This is a genomic window from Kitasatospora sp. NPDC038210 (genome assembly GCF_055600605.1).
The window spans coordinates 537295-563727 of sequence record NZ_JBVJYK010000002.1 but is presented as its reverse complement, the minus strand read 5'-3'; the positions used below and the strand labels follow the sequence as shown (position 1 = coordinate 563727).

The following is a 26433-nucleotide window of genomic DNA, read 5'->3' as shown; positions in this document are numbered from 1 at the left end:
TTCCCGTAGTCCATTCGGGTGAGGGGAACACTGGTGGCGCACGCCGTCCGAGCGGACAATACGGGGCATGCCGCGCCGCACCGGTCCCACCAGCCCAGACCTGAGCACGACCCCCGCCGACGAAGCCCGGGAAGCGGAGGAACACGAGCCGCCCGCGCCACACCGCTACCGGGCGCGGCTCGGGGCGCTCGCGGCCGGGGCGGTACCGGTGCTCGCGTTCCCGGCGCCGGGACAGGCCTGGCTGGCGTGGATCGCGCTAGTCCCCGGACTGCTGCTGATGCAGCGGGCGCCCGGGGGCCGGGAGGCGGCGGTGCGCGGCTGGTGGTTCGGAGCGGGGTTCATCCTGACCGCGATGTACTGGCTGGTGCCGTCCATCGGGCCCGGACTCCCGGTGCTCGCGGTGCTGTTCGGGGCGCTGCAGGGCGCCGTCGGGTACACCGTGCACCGGCTGCTGCACCCGCCGCTGACCGCCCGTCGGGCCCTGCTCGCGCTGGTGGTCGTCCCGGCGGTCTGGGTGTCCGCCGAGTACGGGCGGTCCTGGCCGGCGCTGGGCGGGCCGTGGGCCCTGCTCGGCGCCACCCAGTGGCAGCACCCGGCGATCCTCGGGCTGGCCTCGGCGGGCGGGATCTGGCTGGTCAGCGCGGCGGTGGCGGCGGTGAACACCGGGGTGCTGATCGCGCTCACCGCGGTGCACTGGCGACCACGGGCCGTCGCGGCCTCGGCGGCGGTGCTGGTGGTGGCCTCCGGTCCGCTGCTGTTCGCGCTGCGCGAGGCGCCCGCCGGGGCCGGGGCCGTCACGGTCGCGCTCGTCCAGCCCGGCGTCGTGGAGGACCCGCAGGCCCGCTTCGACGCGAGCGCACGGGCCACCGCCGCACTGGTCGGACAGCCGGTGGACCTGGTGGTGTGGGGCGAGAGCAGCACCACGGCCGACCTGGACCACGACCCGGCCGCGCTGGACACGCTGCGCGGCCTCGCCGCGACCACCGGCGCCCGGGTCATCGCCGGGGAGGACGCGCGCAAGGCGGACGGGCGGATCTCCAAGGACGCGGTGCTGGTCTCCCCGGCCGGTGTGGTGGACCGCTACCGCAAGATCCGGCTGGTGCCGTTCGGCGAGTACATCCCGCTGCGGCCGGTGCTCGGCTGGATCGCCGGGGTCAGCCGGGCGGCGGGCGAGAACCGGGCGCCCGGCACCGCCTTCCACCTGCTGCCGGCCACCGACCGGACGGGCGCTCCGCTGCCGGTCGGGGCGCTGATCTGCTTCGAGTCCGCCTTCCCCGACATGGCCCGCACCGCCGCGCGGGACGGCGCCCGGGTGCTCGTCTACCAGTCCTCGACCTCGACCTTCCAGCAGACCTGGGCGCCCGAGCAGCACGTCTCGCTGGCGGCGATCCGGGCGGCGGAAACCGGGCGGCCGGCCGTCCAGGCCTCGCTGACCGGGGTCTCGGCGGCCTTCGACGCGCAGGGCAGGGAGCTGGCCCGGCTCGGCACCGACGGCACCGGCGCGCTGACCGTCCGGCTGCCGCTCACCGAGCCCGCCACGATGACCTGGTACGACCGCGTCGGCGACGTGGTGCCGGCCGGGGCGCTGCTGGTCACGGCGGGGGCGGCGGTGGCGGCGGTGGCGGAGCGACGGCGCACGCGCGCGGAGCCGCGCCCGGCTCAGCCCTCCGTCGGGGGCCGGTAGACGCCGAAGGCGGCGCCCTGCGGGTCGCGCAGCACGGCGATCCGTCGGCCGCCCGGCATGGAGTAGGCGGCCATCAGCACGTCCCCGCCGAGGGCCACCGCCCGGTCGACGGTGTTGTCCACGTCGGCGACCGAGAAGTACGGCAGCCAGTGCGGCGGCACCTCCGGCGGGAAGGCGTCGCCCATCACCAGCATGCCGCCGAAGTCCTCACCGGCCAGGCCCCACTGGGTGTACTGCTCGGAGGGGGCGACGGACCAGCCGAAGACCGCCGGGTAGAAGGCGAGCGCGCCGTCCCGGTCCCGGGTGAGGAGCTCCACCCAGCCGAGCGAGCCCGGCTCGTTGAACACCCCGGCGCCCTTGAAGGAGCGGGCCTGCCAGAGCAGGAAGACCGCGTGGGAGCGGTCGGCGGCCACCGCGAAGCGGCCGCGGTCGAGGACGTCGGCGGGCGCCTTGAGGAGGGTGCCGCCGGCGCTCTCGACCCTGGCCGCGGTGGCGTCGGCGTCGGCCACGGCGAAGCAGATCGACCAGGCCGTCGGCTGCTGCGGCGCGTAGCGCGGGGTGATCGCGGCGACCGGGGTGTCCTTGAGGAGCATCTGGACGTAGTCGCCGTCCTCGGGCCGGTCGCCGTCGTCCTCCCGCCAGCCGAACAGCTCGCGGTAGAAGGCCCGGGCGGCGGTGGGGTCGGAGGTGCCCAGCTCGACCCAGCAGGGGCCGTCGGTGGTCACGGAGGTCTGCTTCATGGCGTCGGTTCTCCAGCTCGTTCTCGGCCCCCGGCCCTCTCCGCCCAGGATGCGGGGCAGGAGGGCCGGGGGCGGGCGCTGGTGGGCCGAACGGGGCGGGGCGGGAGACGGGACGACAGGAGGCGGGAAACAGAAAACAGATGACAGCTGACAGATTTCGAAATCCGTCAGCTGTCATCTGTCATCTGTCAGTCGTCACCCCCGCGGAGCACGCGCCACCGGGATCCAGAGCTCCGAGTCGGCGTCCTGCGACCCGGGGACGAAGCGGGTCCGCAGGATCTCCGGGCCCGGCCGGGCCTCGTACGGGTTGGACGGGAACCACTGGGCGGCTACGTCCCCCCACATCTCCTGCAGCGCCTGCGGGAACGGCCCGGAGTTGGTGAACACGGCCCAGGTGCCGGCCGGCACCTCCAGGACGTCCATGTCCTCCGGGACCTCGGCGCCCTCACGCGCCACCACCGCGTGCCAGTAGTCGAGCTCGGAACCCTCCTCGCGGTTCGGGGAGAAGTCGTCGCTCACCGACACGATGCCGACCGGGTCCTTGCCGCTCAGGGCCGTGATCCGCTCGACGGTCTCCTTGCCGAGCCCCTTGATGAACTCGGCGATGTGCGGGTTGACCCCCAGCCAGACCAGGGGCACCCGGGCCTTCCTGCCGACGATCCGGAAGTCCGGCTTCTCGACGATCCGGTATTCCATGCTGCTGCTTCCTTCCACTACGAGTCGGAAGGACATCCGGGGCTGGGAGGTGAGCACCGCACCGTCGCGCCGGGCCTCCCCCGGCCCGACCCCGTGCATCGCCCGGAACGCCCGGGCGAACGCCTCCCCCGAGGTGTATCCGTACCGGACCGCGATGTCGAGCAACGTCCGCTCGCCGTCGAGGACTTCGGCCCCCGCGACGGTCAGTCGCCGACGCCGCACGTACTCCGACAGCGGCATCCCGGCGAGCATCGAGAACAGCCGCCGGAAGTGGTACTCCGACGTCATCGCGATCCTCGCCAGCTCGGCCGCGTCGACCTCGCCGTCCAGGTGCCGTTCGATGTGCTCCATCGCCCGGTTCAGGTGCTCCAGCACTCCGACCCCGTCCTTCCTTGTGATCACCACCGTAGGAAGGACCCACCCTGCCGCACCCGACGATCGGTGCCCGCTCCGGTCGGGTACCGATCGCCGGGTCGGCGGCGGGAGCCGCAGGTCAGACCAGGCCCTGGGCCAGCATCGCGTCCGCGACCAGTTCGAAGCCCGCGATGTTGGCGCCCACCACGTAGTCCCCGGGCCGGCCGTAGCGCTCGGCGGTGGTGAAGCAGGAGTCGTGGATGTGCTTCATGATCCCGGCCAGCCGCTCCTCGGTGTGCCGGAAGGTCCAGGAGTCGCGCGACGCGTTCTGCTGCATCTCCAGCGCGCTGGTCGCGACGCCGCCCGCGTTCGCCGCCTTGCCCGGGCCGAACGCCACCCCGGCCTCCTGGAACACCCGGACCGCCTCCGGGGTGGTGGGCATGTTGGCGCCCTCGGCGACGGCGAGCACACCGTTGCGGACCAGGGCGAGCGCGTCGGCCTCGGTCAGTTCGTTCTGGGTGGCGCAGGGCAGCGCGACCTCGCAGGGCACGCTCCACACCCCCGGCCCCTCGACGAACCGCACGTGGCTGCCGCGCAGTTCGGCGTACTCGGAGACCCGGCCGCGCCGGACCTCCTTGACCTCCTTGAGCAGGCCGAGGTCGATACCCTTGTCGTCCACCACGAAGCCGGAGGAGTCGGATGCGGTCAGCACCGTGGCGCCGAGCTGCTGCGCCTTCTCGATCGCGTAGAGCGCGACGTTGCCCGAGCCGGAGACGACCACCCGGCGCCCGTCCAGGCTCTCGCCGCGGCTGTGCAGCATCTCGGCGGTGAACAGCACGCAGCCGTAGCCGGTGGCCTCGGTCCTGACCTGCGCACCGCCCCAGCCGAGCCCCTTGCCGGTGAGCACGCCGGCCTCGTAGCGGTTGGTGATCCGCTTGTACTGGCCGAAGAGGTAGCCGATCTCGCGGCCGCCGACGCCGATGTCCCCGGCGGGGACGTCGGTGTGCTCGCCGAGGTGGCGGTGGAGCTCGGTCATGAAGGACTGACAGAACCTCATGATCTCGGCGTCCGAACGGCCCTTGGGGTCGAAGTCGGAGCCGCCCTTGCCGCCGCCGATCGACAGCCCGGTGAGCGCGTTCTTGAAGATCTGCTCGAAGCCGAGGAACTTGACGATGCCGAGGTTCACCGAGGGGTGGAAGCGCAGCCCGCCCTTGTACGGGCCGAGGGCGCTGCTGAACTCCACCCGGAAGCCGCGGTTGACGTGGATGTCGCCGGAGTCGTCCGTCCACGGCACCCGGAACATCAACTGCCGCTCGGGCTCGCAGATCCGCTCGATGATCCGGGCGTCGAGGAGTTCGGGGCGGCGGGCGAGCACCGGGGCCAGGGTCTCCAGCACCTCGTGGACGGCCTGGTGGAACTCCGCCTCCCCCTTGTTGCGGCGGACCACGTCCGCGTAGAGGGTCTCGACCGCGCGCTGCTCGGCGTCGAAGCGGAGCCGGGTCGCGGTGTCGGTGGTGATGCCGGCGGCGACGGTGCCGGTGGTGGAGTCGGGGCTGCTCATGGGCATCTGATCAGGACCTTCCGTTGTCGTCGGTGGTCGTGCGCGGGTGCGTTCCCGTGCCCAGGAAACGGGAGGAAGTCTCGCAGTGTCGACACCCCGGGCCGCCTCCCTTCCACATGTTGGAACGCCGGACGGCGGCCGCGCGGGAACACGCGAGGCGGGCGGGGTGTTGTGCGCCTCCGCAGTCGTGCCCCGCACCTTCCGCCAGTTGTTCAAATTGGAACAACCGAGTACGGTCGACTTCCGATCCATCCCGGATCCCGACCGAACCCGGTCCGCCCCCCGATCGACGAAGGCCCGCCCATGCCTCAACCCGGCCCCGCCACGGTGCGCTCGCGCGTGCGCATCCCGCTGACCTTCCCCGACGGCTACCGCGCCGGGGCGGAGGTCTTCACCTTCCACGGCCTCGCCGACGGCGCCGAGCACCTGGCGCTCGCCCTCGGCACGGTCCCCGAGGGCGGGACGCCGCTGGTCCGGCTGCACTCCGAGTGCCTGACCGGCGACGTCTTCGGCTCCGAGCGCTGCGACTGCGGGCCGCAGCTGCGCGAGTCGGTGGAGCGGATCAGCGAGGCCGGCGGGTACCTGCTCTACCTGCGCCAGGAGGGCCGGGGCATCGGGCTGTACAACAAGCTCGACGCGTACGCCCTGCAGGACTCCGGGTTGGACACGTACGACGCCAACACCGCGCTCGGCCTGCCCGAGGACGGCCGGGACTACACCGCCGCCGCGCAGATGCTCGCCGCGCTCGGCGCCACCGGCATCGACCTGCTGAGCAACAACCCGGACAAGGCCGCGCAGTTGGCCGGCCTCGGCATCTCGGTGCGGCACCGGGTGCCGACGGGCGTGCACCTCTCGGAGAGCAACGTGCGGTACCTGACGGCGAAGGTGGAGCGGACGGGACACTCGATCGAGCTCTCCCGGCTGGTCGGCTGAGCCGGCCCGGCCGGCCCGCGGTCGCACCCGCCGAACCCCGTCAGGCCCGTCGGACCCCGTCAGGCCGTCAGGCCGTCAGGCCGTCGCAGGGTCAGGCGTCCCGGAACCCGATGACCCGTTTGACCGCCCCGCGCACCCGCCGGTCCAGCGCCGTCAGCGGCAGCCTCTCGCGGTAGTACGCCGGGGACGCCGCCGGCCGCGCGCCGAAGCTCTGCTTGAAGTGGGCCAGCGAGGACTCGGGCCTGGCATCACCCATGTCGTAGAGGCGGCTCCCGACCGCGCACGCGTCCTCGATCGCCAGCCGGTGCAGCAGGTGGTTGGCGTGGACCGGATGCGCCAGGCTCCGGTCCATGGCCCCGCGCCAGTACTTGGTGTGGGTCCCGTGCCGCAGCACGACGATCGCGGCGGCCGGCTGCCCGCTGCACCTGGCCAGCCAGATCGCGCAGGAGGAGCCGAACCGCTCCGCGACCGCCTCCAGGAGCCGCGGCGGTTCCTCCCGCCGCCGGCGCCACCGGGCCAGGGCGAGCGGCTCGTTCTGCTGCTCGGCCCAGCGGACGACCGACTCCTCGTAGAGGCGCCGGAACTGCGGCACCAGCCGCCCGCTCCGGTCCACCTCCACCTCGACGTCCTCGCGTTCGGCCCGCCGTACGCCCCGGCGCACCTGCTGGTGGAAGCGGTGGGACCAGACCTCCTCCCACCCGCCGTCGAGGTCGAGCAGGTAGGTCGTGCGGTCGACCGCCGCGAAGGCCCCCGGCGCGACCTCGTTCCAGACCGGTGCGGAGCCGGGGCCGAACCGCACCGCCACCCGCAGGGCGGGCCGGTCCGCGAGGTCGGCGAGGACGAGCCGGGCCTCCCGCGCGTCCGGTGCGCCGTCCGGCACGACGGCGCCGCCGACACCCCACCCGGGCCAGGACTCCTCGGTCAGCAGCCGCATCGGCCGGCGCCGGTGCCGGACCAGCGGCACGAGGAGCCGCCGGCCGTCGACGAACCGGTACAGCCGGCTCGCGTCCTCCCACGGCCAGGCCTCGCACAGGCAGTCCAGCCAGGTCGGCGTCTGCGTCACCAGCGCGTCGGCGTCGCGCGCGATCAGCTCCCACCACACCTCGCGCGGCGCCGGACTGGTCACCTCGACACCGGCGGGAAGCGTCCTGGGCATGGCGCGCCGACTCCTCTCCGGCTGAATCCGGCGGGGCCCCGGTTCCCGTCCGGCCGGTCCGGCGGGACCCCGGTTCCCAGGCTAGGTTCGCCCGCGGGCACCCGCCCGTCCGGCCGGGGGGCGTCGCCGTGGCCGGGCAGCGAGCGGGGGTCGGGTCATAAAATGGGCACGCCGGCCCGCCGGCTGCGGGCCGCGTCCGGACCGGGGTGGGCCGACGACGGGAGCTGCTGGTGGTGAGCAACGGAGCCGGCCCGTCCGCTGCCGTCCTCCGGTCGGTGCGGACCCGGGGCAGGGCTCTCCTCGGCTCCGCCAAGGGCTACGACCCGCTGCTGCGCAACGCGCACGTGCTGACCCTCAGTTCGCTCCTGACCTCCTTCTTCGGCGCCCTCTACTGGGCGCTGTCCGCCCACTGGTACAGCCCGGCCACCGTCGGCCGGAACGTCGCCGCCGTCTCCGCGATGATGTTCCTCGGCGGGATCGGCCAACTGAACCTCGCCAACGCCATGGTGCGTTTCGTGCCCTCCGCCGGGAAGCGCACCGGGCGGCTGGTGGGACTGGCCTACCTCACGGCCGCGGCGGTCACCCTGGTGTTCGCGGCCGGGCTGGTGCTGCTGATCCCCGTGGTCTCACCGGGGCTCGGTTTCCTGCACACCTGGGGCCTGGGCCTGGCCTTCGTCGTGGCCACCGCCGGCTACGCCATCTTCAACCTGCAGGACGGCGTCCTCACCGGCCTCCGACGGCCGGACTGGGTGGCGCTGGAGAACGGGCTCTTCTCGGTCGAGAAGATCGGGCTGCTGGGTCTGTTCGCCGTCGTCGGCGCGCAGAACGGGATCCTGCTCTCCTGGATGGTCGGGCTCGCGTTCGCCCTCCTGGTGACGAACACCTTCGTCTTCGGCCGCGCCGTGCCCCGGCACGAACGCACCCCGCCCAAGGCCCGCGCGGACACCTCGGCCCCGACCTTCGGCTACATCGCCGCGGACTACCTGGGCGCGATGTGCTGGCTGGCGGCGGTGAACCTGCCCCCCGTGATGGTGCTCAACCGCCTCGGTGCCGCCGACAGCGCGTACTTCTCACTGGCCTGGATGGTGCCGTTCGCGCTCTACTGCTTCAGCTCCAACATGGGCTACTCGCTGGTGGTGGAGTCCGCCCGGGACATCACCCGGCTCGACGACTACCGGCGGGTGCTGCGGCACTCCGGCCGGGTGCTGGTGGCGGCGGTCGTGGTGCTGATCGCGGTCGCCCCGTGGGCGCTGCGCGTGTTCGGCCGCGAGTACGCCAGCCACGGCACGGTCGCCCTGTGGCTGCTCGCCCTGTCCGCACTGCCGAACCTGCTCAACACCACCGTCGTGGCGCTCTCCCGGGCCCGGCGCCGGATGGGCGTGGTGGTGGGCGTGCTGGCGGCGCTCGCGGTCGTCGTGCTGGCGCTGACCGCGCTGCTGCTGCCGGTGCTGGGCATCACCGGCGCGGGCGCGGCGTGGCTGATCGGCCAGACCCTGGTGGCGGCCGTGCTGCTGTGGCGCCGCTCCTGGTGGCTGCCCACCCCGCCGCGGTGACGGGGCCGGGGAGCGGCCGCACCACACCCCGGCCCCGGCTCCGTTCCCGTCCCGGCCCCGGCCCCGTTCCCGTCCCCGTTCCGTGCCGCTCAGCGGCCGGCGCGCAGCACGGTGCGCTGGATGCCGAGGCACACCAGGGGAAGGGCGATCAGGACGGCCGCCCAGAAGGCGCTGTGGCCCCAGAGCCCGGCGATTCCGCGGTAGACCGGCCCGGCCACCGGGATGCGCAGCGCCTCCATGGGGCCGAGCGGCGGCGGCAGGGCGCCGAGCACCACCGTGCCGAGCAGCCAGAGGGCGAACAGCCGGCGGGCGGTGCGCGGCGCGGCCAGCGTGCCGGCGACCGACACGGCGGCCAGCAGCAGGGTGAAACCGGCCTGGTAGTCGGCGCCGACCTGGCCGGTGCCCCAGGACGCCGGGGTCGGGTGGTGCCCGGTCGCGGCCAGCCGTACCTCGACGGTGGCCCACAGCAGGACGACCAGGACGAAGGTGCTGCCGAGCACGAAGCGGGCGCGCTCCCGCGCACCGGCGCTGCCCGGGCTCCAGTCCCGCGCGGCGGACGCGGCCCCGGTCCGGCCCGTCCCGGTCCGGCTCCCGCTCCCGCCTGTCGCGGTCCGGCCTGCCCCGGTCCGGCCGGTCGCCGTTCGGCCGGTCGCGGTCCCGCCGGCAGCCCCGCCACCGCCCCTCGTACCGGCCCCGGCCCCGCCGCCGGCCGCCGAGGCCCGCGCCAGGCGCCGCCACTGCTCGGCCGTCCGCCGCCGGGCCTCGGACGCCGCGATCGACAGCCGGGCGGCGCGCTCGGCCAGCACCACGGCCAGGACGACCCCGACCGCCGCCGCCACCCCGGCCCAACTGCCCATGCCGCCCTCGAACACCACCACCCGGTCGACCACGGCGGGCGGCGGCTTGAGCACCGTCATCGGCGGCCCGAGCCGCAGGTAGCCGATCGCCGCGGCCCCCGCCGCGGCCAGGGCCAGCGTCCCGCGGCCGACCCGGGCGGGGAACACCGCCAGGACGAGGGCGGCCGCCAGGGCCGCACCCAGCTGCGGCGCCACCGACCGGGCCGCGAGCTCGCCGGCCGTGCGCAGCCGGTGGCCGAACGGGCCGTTCGGCAGGATCGCGAGGCCGTTGCCGGCGTCGACGCTGGTCCGGGCGAGCGCGCCGGCCCAGAGCAGCAGCGCCAGGGCCGTGCACACCAGCAGGGCCGCGGCCGCCTGGCGCGGCACGGCGATCCGGGCGTTGCCCCACCACACCCGGGCCCGGGGGACGAGGTGGGCCCACAGCCGCCGCGCGACCGGTTCCCGGCCGTCCGGCACCCGCCCGGGCGCCTCCTGCGTGCCGCCGGCCGCCCTGGCCCGCAGCGCCTCGGCGGCGACCAGGACCGCGCAGCCGGCCACCGTCCCGGGGTCGGCGCGCACCGCGCGGCGGCGCAGCGCGGACCAGCGGCGCCGCACCCCGTCCGCCGTCCCGCGGCCGGTCGGGGTCCTGGCCCAGGCGGCGAGCACGACGTCCACCACGACCGCGGCCACCACGGCGAGGACGGCCGACACCTGCGCGGGCAGCGGCAGCCGGTGCAGCGCGGTGGGCAGCGGGGACAGCCGGCCCAGCAGCCGGGCGTGCTCCTCGGGCTGGACGGTCAGCCAGACCGCCAGCCGGTAGGCCTCGGCCCGTTCCTCGGCGCTCAGGCCGTCCCCGGTGCGCCGGCCGCCGCCGAGCTCCCGGGCGGCCCGGTCGGTGTCCGCGACGACCTGCGGCACCCGGGCGAGCGCGATCAGCCGCCCGCAGTGCTCGCCGTGGCACTCCGGGTGGTCGCAGTCGTAGCGGGCGGCGACGGTCGAGACCGAGCCGGCGAGCAGGTCGTCGACGAAGGCGACGGTGTCCGGCCCGGCGGCGATCCGGGTGAGGCCGGCCGCGTCGACCGGGCGCTCGCGGTAGACCGGGGTGGCCGAGGGCGCGAACGCGGCGCCGAAGGCGAGGACGGCGAGTGCGGCCGCGTCGGCCCGCCGGGCACCCCTGGCGCTGTCGACCGCCCGCAGGTACTGCAGGTCGAACAGGGTGTCCCTGACCTCGTCGCGCAGCCAGTCCAGCAGGTGCTGCGCCCCGCCGTCGACGAGCCACTCCGCCGCCTCCGCGGAACGGTTCAGCATGCTCCAGGCCAGCACGGACGGGGCGTGGTACGGCTCGCCCAGGAAGGTGACCGGCCGGTGGGTGTGGCCGCCCGCGCCGCCCGCGGACGCGCCCTGGGGGCGCACGACCGCCGGGCTGGCCCCCTCCAGCCAGCCGGTGACCTGCTGGGCCTTCCAGCGGTGGGCCGGGTTCCTGGTCAGCAGGCCCTGGAGCAGCATCAGCCGGCGCGGGTCGGTGACGCCCGAGAGGTCCGCCTCCTCCCCGAAGACCAGGTCGTACTGCAGCACCTCGTCGCTGACCAGCAGACCCTCCGCGTCCAGGTAGTGCGGGCGGCCGGAGAACAGCTCGTACAGCACGTTGCCCAGGCCCCACCACGGCCCGGCCGGGTGGTTGGCCCCGGCGAGCTGCTCGGGGGCCATGTAGGCGATGGTCACCTGCATCTCGGGCGAGAAGCTGCGGCTGGCGGTGAGGCGGGCGACGCCGCCGAAGTCCGCGATCACGAACTCCCCGGGGCCGCCGCCGGGGCGCACCAGGATGTTGGAGGGCTTGAAGTCCACCGGGTTGCGCTCGATCCGCCGCTGCCAGAAGTCGAGCATGGCGACGAGTTCGCGGATGATCCGGTCGGTCTCCCGCGGATCGGTGTGCCGGCCCTTGTCGTGCAGGGCGGCGATGTGGTCGGCGAGGGTGACCGGCAGGTACTCCATGGCCACCCAGGCGCACTCCACGCCTGCGTGCTCGACCTGCCCGAAGTCGATGATCCCGGGAACGTGCCGCCGGTAGGCCGGGGTGCGCAGGTGCCGCAGCAGTTCGACGTCCATGGCCTGGCCCGCCCGGGCCACCTTGACCGCGGCGTCCCCGCCGCCGTCCGTGCGCCGGACGTGCCAGACGGTTCCCTCGGTGCCCGAGCCGGCGACCTCGTACGGCTCGTAGCGGTTCAGCAGGGCCGCGGGGAAGGCGCCGCCGAAGTGGCCGCCGCGGGCGGGGGCCGGCCGCCGCAGGACGGTCCGCGGGTCGGCGTCGCGGGGCGGGACGACCCTGGTCGGCGCCTCCGGGTGGGTACCGCGCGGCGGGACCACCCTCGTCGGCGCCTCCGGGTGGGCGCGGAACCGCTTGAGCCGCGAGGGCGGGCCGGCTGCCGGGTCGTCCTCGGGGCGCCCCCAGGGCCTCCGGTCCACCCGTGTGCGCGGTCCCGATCCCGTCGGCGCACCGTCGGCCATCCTGCAGCTCCCCTTCCAGCCGACATCTTGACGCGTCATCATCTCGCAGTCACCGGCCGGAGGTTGCCGACTTCGACCGGTTCCCGACCGGCCCGTGGCCAAGCTGTTACCCGCCCGGCGACCACGGGCCCCTCCACGCCCGGCGCGGTCGTGGGCCGCGCCCGGCGGTGGCGGTCGGGCACGCAGCGCGGCCGCACGGCCACGGATCCGGGCTGTCGTTCCGGGCCGGGCCGGTGCACCCTGGACGGAACGGGGGGTTCGAGGAGGAGACGCCCGATGCCCGTGCCGATCCCCGCGGACGCCGCGCCGACGGTCGCCGAGGCGGGTCCGGCCCCGTTCGCGCGGACGGCCGGCGCGGCGGCGGCCCTGGGCGGGCACGGCCCGTCCACGGCACGCGCCTCCCGCTGCACCACGCGCCGCCCAGCGCCCCGCGGGCCGCTGGAGGAGCAGGCGGGACGCCGGATGCCTAGAGTGGGGAGGCACAGCGGCTGCACGGCTCCGCGGGCGCTGTCCCCTCCTTCGGGAGCTCACGGGAGTCCACGAATGAACGATGCGCAGACCGCAGCGGCCGACGGTGCGCGAGCACCGGTGGACCTGCACCTCGCCGTGCCGGAACTGACCGACCGCCTGCTCGGACGCGCCGCCGGTGGACAGTGGCTGGACGCCTTCCTGCTGAGCGCCGGGCTGGTCCAGGTGGTCGAGGACGTGCTGCAGGGCACCGCGTGGCGCCCCCGCCGGCTGGTGGAGCACCTGGCGAAGGGCGGTCCGCCCGCAGCGGTCGGGGCGGCCCGGGCCGGGCTGCGGACCGCGACCGGCCTGTGGCTGGCCGCACCGCCGGCCCACCGGTTGCACGCGTGGTGCGGGCGGATGGCTGCGCTGCGTGACCGTCTCGCGCTGCGGGCGCTCCGGGACGGCCCGGCGACGGACGACCGGGCGACGAGCGGCCCGGCGGCGAACGATCCGGACGGTCCGGACGGTCCGGACGGTCCGGACGGTCCGGACGGTCCGGATGCCGGCCGGGACGCCGCCCTGTGTGCCGAACTGCGCGCCGCCGTGGACGAGTTGGCCCGGCTGCCGGGAGCCCGGCGGCTGTTCTCCGACGCGGTGCAGCGCCCTCCGGCCTGCTTCCGCAGCTTCGACCAGCACCCGCAGGACTGCGTCGCGCTGGCCCGGCTGGTCCACGCCCGCCACCCGGACCGTCACCGCCCGGTGCTGGTCCTGGGCGTGCGCACCTCCGGCAGCTACCTCGCCCCGCTGCTCGCGGCCCAGCTGCGCCGGCTCGGCCACCGCGCGGTGACGGTCGGAACCACCCGACCCGGTGCGGCACTGCTGCCGGGGCGGACGGCGGCGGTGCGCGACCTCCGGCGCCGGGGCGCCCTGGTGCTGCTGGCCGACGACCCGCCGGTGACCGGCGGCTCCCTGGCGAATCTCGCCGCGCTGGCCGTCCACGACGGTTTCGACCCGGCGGCGGTCGTGCCGGTCCTCGCCACCCTCGACGACGCGGGCGCCCTGCCGCCCGCCCTGCGCGGCCTGCCGTGCGTGACCCTGCCGGGCGGCGCCTGGCACGTCCGGACGCTGCTCTCCCCCCGGGCGCTGACCTCCCTGCTGCCCGCCCTGCTGCCGCCCGGACGACGGCTGCTGGACCTGTCGGTCGGCCCGCAGGGGCCGCTCTCCCGCCGCGCTCACCTGGCGGTCACCTGCACGGCCCGGACGACCGGCCCGGACGGCGCGGTGGAGAGCCTGCCACTGCTCGCCGAGTGGACCGGCGTCGGCTACTTCGGGGCGTACGCACCGACCGTCGCCGGGGTGCTCAGCGGGCTGGTCCCGCGGCAACTCGGCTTCGCCGACGGGGTGCTGCTCCGGGCCCTGCCCCCGACCGGACCGGCGGAGGAACCTACGGACGGCCCGACGACCGCGCCGACGCGGGAACCGCCGGACAGCCCGGCGCAGGAACCGCCGGACGGCCCGCCGACCGACCGGTGCGTCCCGCCCGCCGAGGTCGCCCGGTACGTGGCCGCCCGCCGGCGCCTGCTGGCCGTCCCCGCCGACCGGAGCCTGCGGCTGGCCGGCCGCGACCCCGTCTGGGAGGCCGCCGCCCGCCAGCTCGCACCCGCCTTCGGGCGCCTGCACACCGTGCTGCGCCCGACCCTGCTCGACCCGCTGACCCGCACCCTGCTGGCCTCCGACCGCCCCTGCGTGACCGACGGCCTGACCGCGCGTCACCGCTGGACCGCCGACGGCGCCGGCGGCTGGTACAAGACCGGCTACGCGGACGGCGCCTTCGGCCACCTCAACCTGGCCAGCTACGACGCCGCCTACGATCTCGCCGGCGCGGCCGAGCGGCCCGACGGGCCGGACCGCCCGCGGGCGGACGGGGACGCCGAACTGCTCGCCGCGTACCGGCGGGCCACCGGCGAGGAGGTCTCCGCCGCCCGGTGGTGCCTGCTGAGGCTCGTCCAGGCCCGGCACGCCGCCGTCCAGGACGGGCTGACCCCCTCCGAACGCACCCGCGCCGACGCCCGACGGGCCCAGGCCCGGGCGGTGCAGCGCTTCCTCGCCGACGTCTACCTCGCGGACCTGGACGAGGAGCCCCGGGGCCCGTGCTGCGTCCTCGACGTGGACGGCGTCCTGGAGTACGACGTCCTCGGCTTCCCGGTCTCCTCCCCCGCCGGCGCGCTGGCCCTGCGCGCCCTGCGCGCCCACGGCTACCGCACGGTGATCGCCACCGGACGCTCCGCCCCCGAGGTCGCCGACCGCTGCGCCGCCTACCGGCTGGCCGGCGGGGTCGCCGAGTACGGGGCCGTCCTGGTCGACGCGGCGACCGGCGGCGCCGAGGTCCTGCTCGACGACGGGCGCCGCCTCGCCGGCGACGGCGGGCTGCCGGAACGCCTGGGCTCGCTGGACCCGCCCGCCGTCACCGATCCGCTCGCCCGCTGGTGCGTGCGGGCCTCGGTCCGCGCGCCGCAGGACGGCCGACGGCACGCCCTGCCACCGGAGACCGTCGCCGCCCTCCTCGACGAGGCACCGATCGGCGAACTCTTCACGACCGTCCCGGGCCGGGCCCAGACCGACTTCGTCCCGCGCGGCACCGGCAAGCTCGCCGGAGCCCGCGCCCTGCTGACCCGCCTCGGGGCCGACGGACCGCCCGCGCTGGCCGTCGGCGACGGCATCGCCGACGTGGAACTGCTCGGCTGGGCGTCGCTCGCCGCCGCCCCCGCGAACGCGGAACCGCCGGTCCGGGCGGCCGGCGTCGCGGTGACCCGCCACGCCTTCCAGGCCGGGCTCACCGACGCCGTGGGCCGGCTGATCGGCCACCGCCCCGGCGGCTGCCCGCGCTGCCGGGCCCCGCGACCGCCCGCCGACGCCCGCGCGCTGCTGGCCGTCCTGGCCGTCCCGGAAGCCGGCCGGACGGGCGCGCCGCTGCGCCTGGCCCGGCTCGCCACCCAGGCCGCGCGCACCGCGGCGACCTCACCGACCCACCGGGGCCCGGGCAGATGAGCCGCCACCACGTCCTGCTCCCCCGGTACTCCCCCCGGCTGCCGCACGGCCGGCCGGACCGGGACGGCGGCGCCGCGCGGCTGCCGCTCTCCCCCCGGGCGCTGCTGCCGCTGCGCCGCCCGCCGCTGGTCTACGGCCCCGCCGACCGGCTGAAGGCCCGCCGGATCGCCCGTCGGCTGGGACTGGACGACCCCGGCGCCCTGCGGCCGGTGGCCCCCGGTCTGACCGACGTCCTGGTGCTCTCGCTGCAGACCCCGGGCCAGGCGCGGCTGGCGGTCAAGCACGCCCGCAACGGCCCCGCCGTCACCTCCCTCGACCACGAGTGGCGGGTGCTGCAGGCCCTGGCCGCCGACGACCGGCTCGGTGCCTGGCGCGCCCTCGTCCCCGCCCCCGTCCGCCGTCGGCTGACCGGACCGCTGCCGCTGATCACCGAGAGCTGGCTGCCCGGGACCACCGCCGACCGGCTGCTCCGGGACGGCCTCGGCACGGACACCGCGGTCGCCGAGCACGCGCTCACGGCCATCGCCGGACTGCACCGGGCCACCGGGCGCACCGAGGCCGCCACCGGCCGGCTGGCGGACTGGGTCGACGAGCCGCTGGCCACGATCCGGGCCGGCATCCCCTGGTGCCGCACCGGGACCGGAGCCGCCGGGCTGGCCGGCGTACGGGCCCGGCTGCGCGCCGGCCTGGCCGGCGCCGAGACCACCGTCGCCTGGACCCACGGCGACTTCCACGCGGGCAACGTCCTGCTCGACGAACGCTCCGGTCGGGTCACCGGCGTGATCGACTGGGGCGGCGCCCGGCCCGACGGCCCCTGCGCCATCGACGCGTACACCTTCGTCATCGCCCTGACCTGCCGCCGCGAGGGCCGCCAGCTCGGCACCGCCCTCCGGGAGATGGTGCGCCGCGGCGCCCTGCCCGGCCCGGACCTCGCCCTGATCGACGGCACCCGCACCGACCTGGTGGACCTGCGCCGGGGCGGCCCGGCCGGGCCGCCGGACGGCGCCGTGCTTCCGCTGCTGACCTGGCTCTGGCACATCGTGTCCAACGTGACCAAGTCCCCGCGCTACGCACGCAGCCACTGGTGGGTGACCCGCAACGTGACCCCGCTCCTGGAGGAGGCAGCCACATGGCCGGCGACCCGGCCGTGACGCCGTTGTCGGCGCCGAGGCCGCAACCGCCCACCGGGACGACGCGCGACCGCCCCCGGCGGTCCCTGCGCCTGCCCGCGCTGACGGCACGCCTGCTGCTGCCGGTGTCCCTGCTGCTCTGGCTGCTGGCGCTGCGCCACGTCGACCTCGACCGGATGGGCGACCTCGGCCTGCTGCAGGTGCTCCCCGTCCTGTACTGGGTCGCGGCGGGCCTGCTGACCGTGGGCTTCGTGCTCGCCCTGCGGGACCGCAGCCTCCGCCAGTGGTGGCTGGCCGCCTACGTCCTCGCCCTGATCGCGGTCGTCCACGCCACACCGACCCTGCTCTACGCCAACCTGCGGTACTCCTGGGCCTGGAAGCACGTGGCGGTGATCGACGCGATGCTCCGCCACGGCGGGGCGGTCCCGCACGCCGCCCTGCTCGACCCCTACAACCAGTGGCCCGGCTTCTTCGTCCTCAACGGCCTGCTGCTGAGGGTCACCGGACTGCACTCCGCGCTCGGGTACGCGAGCTGGGGGCCACCCCTGTTCAACGCACTGCTGCTCGCCCCGCTGCTGCTGCTCTACCGGGCGATCAGCTCGGACCGGACGGTGGTGTGGGGGGCGGTCTGGATCTACTTCTCCTGCTCCTGGGTCGGCCAGGACTACTTCTCCCCGCAGGCGTTCGCCCTGGTGCTGTACGTCACCGTGATCGCCGTCGTGGTGCGCCGGCTGCCCGACCGGAGCGTCCCGCGCGCACCCGGCCGGGCGCCGCCGGGAGGGGCGCCGCCGGGAGGGGCTCACCGCTCCGCCGCTCCCCGGGCGGCGAACGGGGCGGCGGGCGGCGGCGCGGCGGGGGCCGTGACGGCGAGCGGGGCGCGGGCCGGCGGCGCACGGGCCCCGGCGTGGGGGCTGCGGCTCCCGATGGTCCTGGTGCTGGAGGCCGCGATCGTCTGCTCGCACCAGCTCACCCCGCTGATGCTGATCAGCTCGCTGGCCGCGCTGGCGCTGCCGCGCCGCAACCGCCGGGTGGTCCTGCCCCCGCTGCTGGCCGCGGTCGTGATGACGGCGGTGTGGGACGCCACGGTGGCACGCCCGTACCTGGCCGCCAACTTCGGCCAGTTCGTCAAGGCGCTCGCCACGCCGGACTCCAACGTCACCTCCGGGTTCGCCAACCTCGGGACCGCCCCCGCGGACCAGGTGATGGTCGACTGGATCGACCGCGGGCTGACGGCGGCAGTGGTCCTGCTGGCGGTGATCGCGCTCGTCCGCCGTCCCTGGGTCCGGCGCACCCCGCTGCCGTACCTCCTGCTGGCCCCGGTGCCGCTGCTGGCTGCCAACAGCTACGGCGGCGAGATGCTCTTCCGCACCTACCTGTTCATGCTGCCCGCGGCGGCGTTCCTGGTGGCCGCCCTCGTGCTGCGGCCGACACCGCGGCCACGGCTGCGCTCGGCCTGCGCGCTGGTCCTGCTGCTGGCCGTGCTGGGCGGGCTCTTCTTCGGCTACGACAGCAAGGAGCGGATGAACCGCTACACCACCGCGGAGGTCACCGCGACGCAGCAGCTGTTCGCGGCGGCGCCGCCGTACTCGGTGGTGGTGTCCGTCACCGGGAGCGTGCCCGGGATCTACGACCACTACGAGGACCACCCCCAGGTGCGGCTGGCCGAGACGAGCGAGCCGACCCGGAAGCTGTTGACGCAGGACCCGCTCGGCGGGCTGGAGGCGGCGGTCGGGTTCACCCACCCGGGCGTGCCCGCGTACCTGATCCTGAGCCGGGCCCAGGCCGCCGAGACCTCGGTGACCGGCGTGCTGCCGGCCGACACGGTGGACAAGCTCTCCGAGGTGGTCGCCCGCACCCCCGGCTTCGAGCTCGTCTACAGCAATGACGACGCCGTGGTCTACCGCTTCGTCCCCAACCCGCTGCCCGGCCAGGTGCCCGAGGCCGCCCCGCCGGCCGCCCTGGCGCCGTTGCAGCCCTTCCTCCGGCAGGGAGGCGGCCCGTGAACAACGATCCGTCCGTGAACGGCGGCCCGTCGGTGCGCGGCGAGGCCTCCGTGGACTCCGCGAAGAACGACCCCTCGGTGGACGACGGCCCGTTCCCGGACGGCGCTCCGGCCGGGGACAGCGGCCCGTCCGCGGCCGACGTCCGGCTCGGCTGGGCGCTGGCCGTCTCCGGCTGGCTGACCCTCGCCGTCTACGCGCTGGCCGACGCGAACCCCGTCCGGGTGGCCGTGTCCGGCGTGTTCCTGCTCTGCTGCCCGGGCCTGGCGGCGGTGCGCTCGGCCCGGCCACGGCTGGCCGCCGCGGGCGCGCCGATGGGGCGGCTGGAGTCCTGGGTGATGGTGGTGGCCCTCAGCCTGGCCATCGACACCCTGATCATCGTGGCCTTCTACCTGACCGGCGGCTTCATCAGCGGCTGGGCACTGGCCGCCGCGGCCGGTGCCACCACCCTGCTGGCGCTGCCGCAGTGCTTCCCCCGCCGACGGCCCCCGGGCGGCCCACCACGGGCCGGACGGCGGGACGGTGGCCGGACGGGCGGACGCCACCGGAACGGCAGCCGGGACGACCACCGGGACGACCATGAGCCCGGCCGCAGGAACGAGCACCGGGCGCACGACCGCGACCGCGGGCGCGGTGGGCGGCGCCGGCGGCGGGCCGCGGCGGCCGGGGCCGGAACGGCGGGGCTGCTGCTGGTCGCCGCCTGCGCGGGCGGCGGCGCCTCCTCCTCACCGTCCGCCGCCGGGTACTCCGGCGGGGCCGCGGGCGGGACGAGTGCCCCCGGCCGGGCCCCGGCCGACCCGGCGGCCCCCGGCTCCTGGCACCTGGCCTTCCAGGACGGGTTCGACGGCGACCGGCTCAACCACTCGAACTGGACCACCTGCTACGACTGGAACCGGGACGGCTGCACCAACGCCGGCAACCACGAGCTGGAGTGGTACCGGCCGCAGCAGGTGACCGTGGGCGGCGGCGACCTGACCCTGACCGCGAACCGGTCGGCCACCGAGGGCAGCGACGGCACGACCTACCCGTGGACCTCCGGCATGGTCTCCACCGGCCGGGACTCCTGGAACGCGCAGCCGCGCCACACCTTCACCTACGGGTACTTCGCGGCCGCGGTGCGCATCCCGTCCGAGGCCGGCATGTTCCCCGCGTTCTGGCTCCTGCCCGAGTCCCGCACCACACCGCCGGAGCTCGACGTCGCCGAGTTCATCTCCACCACCCAGTACGTCCAGATGACCGTGCACTACACCGGTCCGAACGGCGAGGACAAGGACCAGTGGGAGCGCTACGGCCCGCAGGACTTCCCGGCCGGCTACCACGTGTTCGCGGTCGACTGGGAGAGCGACTCCCTCACCTGGTACGTCGACGGCGTGCAGCGCTACCAGGTGACGGACCCGGAGAAGATCCCGCACACGGCGATGGAGGTGCTGCTCAACCTGGCGGTCGGGTACCCGAGTTCACCGCCGCAGAGCGTCGACACGGCCCGCATGACGGTGGACTGGGTACGGGTCTGGCAGCACTGACCCCGGCAGTCCCCTGCTCAGGGCACGGCTCAGGACGCGGGTCGGGGCACGGCTCAGCGCGCGGTTCGGGGCACGGCTCAGGACGCGGCCGGTGACGACCCCGGCGGCCCGCCGACCGGGCTGCCGAGGCCGGACCGCAGCCTCCGGTAGGCGCGCCAACCCTTGGTGCGCAGGCGTTCGGGGAACGGGGAGACGGGTGCGCCGGTGCCCTCGACCCACTGGCCGAACAACTGTGGAGGGGTGTCCCGGCGCACCATCAGCCGGGCGATCCGCAGCGGCTCGTCGGCCGTGGAGCTGAAGGCGTCGGCGACGGCGCAGGCGCTGGTCCAGCCGGCTTCCTGGACGCAGCGGCGCACGGCCGGGCTGGAGTAGCCGTGCGGGTAGGCGAAGGAGTCGACGGAGTGGCCCAGCAGGTCCTCCAACCGGCCCTTGCAGCCCCTCACCTCGTCGTTCAGCCGTGGCCGGGAGAGGGTGTCGAGCTGGGGGTGGGTGCGGGAATGTCCGCCGATCTCGACGCCGAGCGCGTCGAGGTTGAGGAGCTGGCGCCAGCTGAGCATCTCGGCCGGCGGCAGCAGACTGCCCTCGGCGGGGTGGCCCGGGGTGCGCAGGGCACCGGTCGTCACGAACACGGTGGCGGGCAGGTCGCGTTCGGCGAGGAGGGGGGCGACGGTCCAGTAGAAGTCGGCGAAGCCGTCGTCGAAGGTGAGCACCGCGCAGTGGTCGGGCATGGGAGGGCCGCCCCGCAGGGCGGTGACCAGTCGGTGGAGCGGGACCACCAGCCGGCCGGCGTCGGCGAGCCGATCGAGCTGTTCGCCGAACACCCGTGGTGTGACGGCGAACGGGGCGATCCACTCGGGCGGGTCGTCGGACACCGAGTGGTAGAGGAGCACCGGAACGACCGGTGTCACCGCACACCTCCCGACCGGCTCCGTAGGGCGGACGTGGCGGACGTGGCGGACGCGGCCGAGGCGGCGGGCACGGCGGAGGCACCGCCCGGCTCGACGGACGGCACGGCGGAGGGCTCCCGCGCGGCCCGGGGCGCGACGAACGCCCGCGCACGGCCGAGCGCGTACCCGGCCACGGTGAGCGCCACTCCGGCGGCCAGCGCGCCTGCGCGCCGCGGCCCGCCGCCACCGGGGCGCAGACAGCCGCCGAACGCCCGCGGGACGGTCGAGCGCAGGTAGCGCCGTTCGCTGGAGAGCGCGGCGTCGGCCCCGCGGTGGCGCGCCACGGCGGCCTTGGACCAGCCCTCGGCGAAGCAGCGGGAGCGGAAGTAGGAGAAGCCGGCCCGGCCGGGCGGCACGTGGTGGTGGACGACGGCGGCCGGCTCGTGGAGCAGCAGCGCCCCTGGGTGGCGCTCGGCGACGCGGAGGCAGAACTCGGTCTCCTCGCAGCCGAGCGGCCGGGTGCCGACGCGGCCGAGGTCGGTGCGGAAGCCTCCGACGGCGAGCACCTCGGCGCGGCGGAAGGACATGTTCGCGCCGATGAAGTTCCGTACGGCGCTGCGGTGGACGGGCAGCCCGCGGTACGAGCAGCCGACCACCCAGTCGAACTCGGGCGGGAACCAGCCCGGCCGCCCGCCGTCCTCCCAGCGGGCGACCACCAGGCCGCCGACGCCGTACACCTCCGGATCCCGGTAGGGCGCGAGGAGGCGCACCGTCCAGTCGGGTTCGGCGGCCGCGTCGTCGTCGAGGAAGGCGACCACCTCGTGACGGGCGGCACCCACTCCGGTGTTGCGGGCACCGGACAGGCCCTGCCGCTCCCGGTTGGCGAGGACGCGCACGCCGTCGAACGCCGCCTCGGCCCGGCGGGCGAGGGCCGGGCAGTGGTCGACGACCAGCAGGATCTCCTCGGGCGGTTGCCGCTGGGCGTGCAGGGAGCCGATCGCCTCGCACAGGTCGTCCCAGCGGTCGAGCGTGTAGGCGCAGACGATGACGGAAAGGCCCGGGGTGTTCACGGCCGCCTCCGTTCGGTTGTCGGGTCCGCGGTCGGCGGGAGCCCGGCCGTCGAGCGCCCGGTTGTGCGAACTCCGTCCGCCGGAGCCGCGGCTGTCGGGGTCTCAGCCGCCGGCGGCGCGCAGGCCGGGAGCCACCGTGGCAGGGTACACAGCAGCGGGACGGCGAGGACGGTGGCGGCGATCAGCCAGGCCAGGCCGACCCCGACGAGGCCGAACGGCGGCAGCAGCCAGACCGTCAGGCCGAGGACGAGGACGCAGTAGACCCCCTGCAGGGCGACGATCGGGACCAGCCTCCGGCGGGCCCTGGCGGCGTCGACCGCGACGCTGAGCACCAGGTGCGGCAGGGCGGACAGGGCCAGCAGGCGCAACAGGGCGGTGCCGTGCTCGGCGTACTCGGCTCCGAACAGGGACAGCACCCACGGCGCGGCCGCCACCGTGACCAGCACCCCGGCCGTCACCAGGACACCGGCGTGCCGCAGCACGCGGCGACCGTGCTCACCGAGCCGGCCGGGTGCCCCGGCGGCCTCGACGATGAGCGAACTGCCCAGGTTGAGGGCGACGAGGTAGAACGTGTACGCGATCACCCAGGCGAGCGAGTAGTAGGCGATCTGATCCGGCCCGAGGGTGTCCAGGACGACCAGCGGGACGACGGTCGCGGCGGTCAGCCGCAACAGGGCGCCCAGGTAGTCCGCGGTCGCGTAGCGGGCCAGCCTCGGGACCGCCGTGGCGCCCTCCCGGCCGGCTGCGCCGTCGGAGGCGCGGGCGGCGGTCCGGGCGGGAGCCCGGCCGGAGGCGCGGGCGGGGGCCCGGCCGGGCAGGATCCGGCGGAAGAGCAGGACGTTGGCGGTGAGCAGGGCGGCCAGCAGCGCACCGGCCCAGGACACCAGGATCCCGGCCCGCAGTGCCCAGCCCGCCAGGACGGCCAGCAGCACGATCTTGACCACGGCGAACACGGCGTTCTCGCCGAGCACCCAGCCCGGGCGGCGCAGCCCGGTCAGCGCGCCGTCCTGGAGGGCGAAGAGCGTGTAGCCCGCGGTCATGGCCAGGAAGGCGACGGCGACGGGCGGGCTGCGCAGGAAGCCGAGGTCCGGTGCGATCGCCGGAACGAGGACGAGGAAGAGGCCGCCGACCAGCAGGGCGGCGGCCGTGGCGATCAGGTAGCAGCGGATCAGCAGGCTCCGCGCGCCCCGGCCGACGGCGGGCAGGAACCGGATCAGGACGTCGGTGAGGTCGAGCTGGCCGATCTCGGAGATCAGCACCACCGCCGTGAGCACCGCGTAGCTGAGGCCGACGAACTCCGAGCCGTACCAGCGGGTGGCGAGCATCCAGAAGACCGCGCCGAAGGCGGCGGTGAGGAGCGAACTGGCCGTCAGCACGTGCCCGTTGCGCAGCAGGGGTTCACCCGCCGTCAGGGCGCGCACCCGGGCCCGCAGCAGGCTGGCGTACGAGCACTCGCAGGGCAGCGGCAGCGGGCAGGAGCAGGCGGCCCGGCCCCGAGTGGGGACGGCGGAGGGCACGGCGGCGGGCACGGCGCGCGTGGACACGGCGGGTTCACCCCGCCGTCCGGACCGAGGCCCGGTGCCGGCGCAGGCTGCGCGCGTAGCCGAGCGGTCCGTAGACCAGGCCCTGGAGTTCGAGCCGGGCCAGGCGCCTGCCGGGCCGGCGGTCCACCGCGCCCGGGTCCGGCCGGGTGCGTGCGCGGCGGACCGCGTACCGGAGGCCGCTGGGGAGGCGGCGCAACAGGGCGGGCAGCATGGCGGGTTCGTGGTGCAGGGCGGCCGCGAGGTAGGCGCCGAAGCCGGCGCCGTAGCCGAAGGCCTGGGCGGGGACGGCGTCCATGGTCCGCCGGTGGCGGTGCCAGACGATGGCGTCCGGCGCGTAGGCGATGGCGTGGCCGGCGACCAGGATGCGGAAGAACGACAGCAGGTCGTCGCCGCCGCGGGCCGGGGTGCCGGTGCCGGTGGCGGGGTCGAAGCCACCGAGGGCGCGCAGCCGGGCGGTGCGGAAGGCCATGTTGGCGCCGGAGCCGAAGCGGCCCGCCGCGAACGGGAAGAGCGGGTCGGCGGGCCCGTCGGCGAGGGTCCAGGTGCGGGCGGCGAAGCCCTTGGCGAAGCCGCCGTGGCACTCCAGGGCGGCCTGGGCGGGGGTGTCGAGCTCGGCGGGCAGGATCAGGCCGGTGACACAGCCGATCCGCCGGTCCTCGGCGAAGGTCTGGGCGAGGGCGGCGATCCAGCCGGGGTCGACGAGGGTGTCGTCGTCGGTGAAGGCGGCGATCTCGCCGCGGGCGGCGGCGAGCCCGGTGTTGTGGGCCCGGGCCAGGCCCGCCACCGGCTCGCGCAGGTAGCGGACCCGGTCCCGGTACCGGTCCCGGATCAGTCGTTCGGCGGTGTCGTCGGCGGGGGCGTTGTCCACGACGATGACCTCGAACTGCGGATAGCCGTTCCGCAGCAGGGAGTCGAGGCACGATCGCAGGAGGTCCGCCCGGTTGTGAGTCGCGACGATCACGCTGACCGTGACCGGGTCCGCGGGCACCCGGGCGCGGCCTACCCGACCAGGGCGCGCCGCGGGTGTCGCGGTGGACAGGGAGGGAACTCGCAGTTCCCGGTGAGCGGCGTCGACCAGCGCCCGGCGCAGCGCGGCGCTGTGGCCTGCTGCCCCGGTGGCGGTGACCAGACCGAGCGGGTGTCCGTGCAGCCGCACCAACGCCAACACGCGTCCGTCCGGGGCGGCGGCACCGAGACCTTCGGGCGAGCGCAGCCCGCTCGGTTCGTCCAGGTCAAGGTCGACGACACGGACGGGGGTGTGGAGCGAGTCACGAGCGGCGGGGCGCGGGCAGGCGGCTCCGGCGCGCCGGTCGGTGCCATTCATCAGCGCTCCCCCGCGGGGGCGTCCGCCGAGGACCGGGCGCCGGGGCGCTCGGCGATCAGGGTCCTCAGCACCCGGCGGCCGTCGGAGACGGCGTGCAGGTGCGAGCGACCGCTGCGGCGGGGGAGTTCCAGGCTCGGCACTTCGGCGATCCGCAGCCCGGAGCGCAGCGCGTGCGCGACCATCTCGGCCTCGATCTCGAAGCCGGTGGACCGCAGGTCGAGCGCGTCCAGGAAGGAACGGCGGAAGGCGCAGTAGCCGTAGCACAGGTCGGTGAGGCGCGCGTCGTAGAGCCGGTTCACGACGGCGAGCAGGGCGCGGTTGCCGAGCGAGCGGACCCGGGTGAAGTCGAGTGAGCCGCCGCCGGCGATGCAGCGCGAGCCCTTGACGAAGTCGAACCCGTTGTCCAGGAAGTGCAGGAAGTGCGGGATCTCGCCGGGCCACATGGAGCCGTCGGCGTCCATCATGACGATGTACTCGCCACTGGCGGCGGCGAACCCGGTGCGCAGCGCGTTGCCCTTGCCGCGGCCGCGCTGCTGCACGCTGCGCACCGTCGGCAGGCAGTACCGGGCCATCGGGACGGTGGCGTCGCTGGACGCGCCGTCGACCAGGATGACCTCGTCCACGCAGCGGGGGATCTGTTCGAACACCCAGGGGATGTTGCGGGCCTCGTTGTGGGCCGGGATCACCAGGCTGACCGTCTGGGTGGTGACGACGCCGTCGCCGGAGCGGCGCATCGGCCGGTCGGTGCGGCGGCGTCCGCCGCGGTCCTCGGCGCGCCGGTTCGGGTGGTCCGGCACGGCCCGGTCGGGGGCCGAGGGGGCCGAGGGGGTGGTGGCGGGGGTCGTCGGGGCGGTCAGGGCCGTCGGGGCGACCGGAGCGGCTGGAGCAGCCGGTGGGGTGAGGAGCGCCGCGGAGGGGGCGGCCTCGGGTGAGTGGCCGGGCGAACCGTCGGCGGATGCGTCCGCCGCGGCGGTGGGCGACCCGTCGGGCGCGGTGTCGGGCGCTCGGCGGCCCGGTCCGGCCTGCGCCGGCGAGGAGCCGGAACTCCGGGCGCGGCGGGAGTCTGCGTCGGGGGGCATGGTGATGCTCATGGAGCGGCCTCTCGGGGGGAGGCGGTGGGCGGGCGCCGGCGGGGCGCGGGCCTGGATTATGGCGAACGGGCGACCACGCGGGCGGATACGCGCGGGTCGAGCCCTGCGGGGAAGCCCGGGGAAGGGCCCCGGAGCTGCCGATACGATGTGGAGAGCACTGGGGCGGCCGAAGGGGGTGCGCACCGCCGTCGCGCTCCCGGCGCCCGGAGGCGCCGATCGTACGAACTGGCCTATGTCCTCCCACCCCTGCGGGTGGGGGCCAGACCCCATCCTCGTCCAGTACGGACAGTCACGTCAAGGGTGTTTTGCCCGCTTTTACAGCAACTTTTGGTGACGTTCAGTGATAGT

At 75.8% G+C, this 26433-nt stretch carries 17 protein-coding genes; 7 read left to right on the top strand and 10 right to left on the bottom strand.

What is annotated here, in order from left to right; translation table 11 throughout:
• Positions 1-67 precede the first annotated feature (67 nt).
• Entirely contained in the window at positions 68-1684 is a 1617-nt protein-coding gene (gene lnt / locus ACZ7KX_RS05975) for an apolipoprotein N-acyltransferase (RefSeq protein ID WP_470325493.1), read from the top strand.
• Here the strand turns inward: lnt and ACZ7KX_RS05970 are convergent.
• The 3 genes from ACZ7KX_RS05970 to gdhA all read right to left on the bottom strand — a co-directional run bounded on the left by ACZ7KX_RS05970 (position 1660) and on the right by gdhA (position 5041).
• Positions 1660-2424: a VOC family protein gene (locus ACZ7KX_RS05970; RefSeq protein WP_470325492.1), complete on the bottom strand. Its 765-nt coding sequence runs from the start codon at positions 2422-2424 to the stop codon at positions 1660-1662. The genes lnt and ACZ7KX_RS05970 overlap by 25 nt on opposite strands.
• Positions 2425-2619: 195 nt before the next feature.
• Positions 2620-3495 (bottom strand): AraC family transcriptional regulator, encoded by an 876-nt coding sequence (locus ACZ7KX_RS05965; protein WP_470325491.1) that lies wholly within the window; start codon positions 3493-3495, stop codon positions 2620-2622.
• Positions 3496-3613: 118 nt separating this feature from the next.
• The gene (gene gdhA / locus ACZ7KX_RS05960; RefSeq protein ID WP_470325490.1) at positions 3614-5041 is read right to left on the bottom strand and encodes an NADP-specific glutamate dehydrogenase; all 1428 of its coding nucleotides are present in this window, start codon (positions 5039-5041) and stop codon (positions 3614-3616) included.
• A 297-nt stretch (positions 5042-5338) separates the two neighbouring features.
• Here gdhA and ACZ7KX_RS05955 point away from each other — a divergent pair, with 297 nt between their 5' ends.
• Positions 5339-5968: a GTP cyclohydrolase II gene (locus ACZ7KX_RS05955; RefSeq protein ID WP_470325489.1), complete on the top strand. Its 630-nt coding sequence runs from the start codon at positions 5339-5341 to the stop codon at positions 5966-5968.
• 91 nt (positions 5969-6059) lie between these two features.
• On the opposite strand, the gene ACZ7KX_RS05950 is transcribed toward ACZ7KX_RS05955, so the two are convergent.
• On the bottom strand, positions 6060-7124 hold the full coding sequence (locus ACZ7KX_RS05950; protein WP_470325488.1) for a GNAT family N-acetyltransferase: 1065 nt from the start codon (positions 7122-7124) through the stop codon (positions 6060-6062).
• A gap of 230 nt (positions 7125-7354) precedes the next feature.
• Here ACZ7KX_RS05950 and ACZ7KX_RS05945 point away from each other — a divergent pair, with 230 nt between their 5' ends.
• Positions 7355-8677 carry a lipopolysaccharide biosynthesis protein gene (locus tag ACZ7KX_RS05945; protein ID WP_350526247.1) on the top strand — a complete coding sequence of 441 codons (1323 nt, stop codon included), beginning with the start codon at positions 7355-7357 and terminating at the stop codon, positions 8675-8677.
• Between the two features lie 89 nt (positions 8678-8766).
• Here the strand turns inward: ACZ7KX_RS05945 and ACZ7KX_RS05940 are convergent, their stop codons facing one another.
• The gene (locus ACZ7KX_RS05940) at positions 8767-11976 is read right to left on the bottom strand and encodes a protein kinase domain-containing protein (protein WP_470325487.1); all 3210 of its coding nucleotides are present in this window, start codon (positions 11974-11976) and stop codon (positions 8767-8769) included.
• Between the two features lie 585 nt (positions 11977-12561).
• On the opposite strand from ACZ7KX_RS05940, the gene ACZ7KX_RS05935 reads away from it, so the two are divergent.
• From ACZ7KX_RS05935 to ACZ7KX_RS05920, 4 genes are read left to right on the top strand one after another with little or no spacing between them, the layout of a single operon-like run.
• Positions 12562-15516 (top strand): HAD hydrolase family protein, encoded by a 2955-nt coding sequence (locus ACZ7KX_RS05935; RefSeq protein WP_470325486.1) that lies wholly within the window; start codon positions 12562-12564, stop codon positions 15514-15516.
• The gene (locus ACZ7KX_RS05930) at positions 15513-16667 is read left to right on the top strand and encodes a phosphotransferase family protein (RefSeq protein ID WP_470325485.1); all 1155 of its coding nucleotides are present in this window, start codon (positions 15513-15515) and stop codon (positions 16665-16667) included. The genes ACZ7KX_RS05935 and ACZ7KX_RS05930 overlap by 4 nt, the downstream gene beginning before the upstream one ends.
• Positions 16646-18649: a glycosyltransferase gene (locus ACZ7KX_RS05925; protein WP_470325484.1), complete on the top strand. Its 2004-nt coding sequence runs from the start codon at positions 16646-16648 to the stop codon at positions 18647-18649. Before ACZ7KX_RS05930 ends, ACZ7KX_RS05925 begins: the two co-directional genes overlap by 22 nt.
• Complete coding sequence (locus ACZ7KX_RS05920; protein WP_470325483.1) at positions 18646-20169, top strand: glycoside hydrolase family 16 protein; 1524 nt, start codon at positions 18646-18648, stop codon at positions 20167-20169. The genes ACZ7KX_RS05925 and ACZ7KX_RS05920 overlap by 4 nt, the downstream gene beginning before the upstream one ends.
• A gap of 77 nt (positions 20170-20246) precedes the next feature.
• Here the strand turns inward: ACZ7KX_RS05920 and ACZ7KX_RS05915 are convergent, their stop codons facing one another.
• The 5 genes from ACZ7KX_RS05915 to ACZ7KX_RS05895 are packed head-to-tail and all read right to left on the bottom strand — an operon-like array spanning position 20247 to position 26073.
• Positions 20247-21077: a polysaccharide deacetylase family protein gene (locus ACZ7KX_RS05915; protein WP_470325482.1), complete on the bottom strand. Its 831-nt coding sequence runs from the start codon at positions 21075-21077 to the stop codon at positions 20247-20249.
• Positions 21074-22126, bottom strand: coding sequence for a glycosyltransferase family 2 protein (locus ACZ7KX_RS05910; RefSeq protein ID WP_470325481.1), 1053 nt, complete (start codon positions 22124-22126; stop codon positions 21074-21076). The genes ACZ7KX_RS05915 and ACZ7KX_RS05910 overlap by 4 nt, the downstream gene beginning before the upstream one ends.
• On the bottom strand, positions 22123-23670 hold the full coding sequence (locus ACZ7KX_RS05905; RefSeq protein ID WP_470325480.1) for a lipopolysaccharide biosynthesis protein: 1548 nt from the start codon (positions 23668-23670) through the stop codon (positions 22123-22125). The genes ACZ7KX_RS05910 and ACZ7KX_RS05905 overlap by 4 nt, the downstream gene beginning before the upstream one ends.
• A 7-nt stretch (positions 23671-23677) precedes the next feature.
• Entirely contained in the window at positions 23678-24994 is a 1317-nt protein-coding gene (locus ACZ7KX_RS05900; RefSeq protein ID WP_470325479.1) for a glycosyltransferase family 2 protein, read from the bottom strand.
• Positions 24994-26073, bottom strand: coding sequence for a glycosyltransferase family 2 protein (locus ACZ7KX_RS05895; protein ID WP_470325478.1), 1080 nt, complete (start codon positions 26071-26073; stop codon positions 24994-24996). The genes ACZ7KX_RS05900 and ACZ7KX_RS05895 overlap by 1 nt, the downstream gene beginning before the upstream one ends.
• Positions 26074-26433: the final 360 nt, after the last annotated feature.

What these genes read in the sequence shown, in the direction of transcription:
- lnt (WP_470325493.1), top strand. Translation starts at nt 68, where the DNA reads ATGCCGCGCCGCACCGGTCCCACCAGCCCAGACCTGAGCACGACCCCC.
- ACZ7KX_RS05970 (WP_470325492.1), bottom strand. Translation starts at nt 2,424, where the DNA reads ATGAAGCAGACCTCCGTGACCACCGACGGCCCCTGCTGGGTCGAGCTG.
- gdhA (WP_470325490.1), bottom strand. Translation starts at nt 5,041, where the DNA reads ATGCCCATGAGCAGCCCCGACTCCACCACCGGCACCGTCGCCGCCGGC.
- ACZ7KX_RS05955 (WP_470325489.1), top strand. Translation starts at nt 5,339, where the DNA reads ATGCCTCAACCCGGCCCCGCCACGGTGCGCTCGCGCGTGCGCATCCCG.
- ACZ7KX_RS05950 (WP_470325488.1), bottom strand. Translation starts at nt 7,124, where the DNA reads ATGCCCAGGACGCTTCCCGCCGGTGTCGAGGTGACCAGTCCGGCGCCG.
- ACZ7KX_RS05935 (WP_470325486.1), top strand. Translation starts at nt 12,562, where the DNA reads ATGAACGATGCGCAGACCGCAGCGGCCGACGGTGCGCGAGCACCGGTG.
- ACZ7KX_RS05930 (WP_470325485.1), top strand. Translation starts at nt 15,513, where the DNA reads ATGAGCCGCCACCACGTCCTGCTCCCCCGGTACTCCCCCCGGCTGCCG.
- ACZ7KX_RS05925 (WP_470325484.1), top strand. Translation starts at nt 16,646, where the DNA reads ATGGCCGGCGACCCGGCCGTGACGCCGTTGTCGGCGCCGAGGCCGCAA.
- ACZ7KX_RS05900 (WP_470325479.1), bottom strand. Translation starts at nt 24,994, where the DNA reads ATGAATGGCACCGACCGGCGCGCCGGAGCCGCCTGCCCGCGCCCCGCC.
- ACZ7KX_RS05895 (WP_470325478.1), bottom strand. Translation starts at nt 26,073, where the DNA reads ATGCCCCCCGACGCAGACTCCCGCCGCGCCCGGAGTTCCGGCTCCTCG.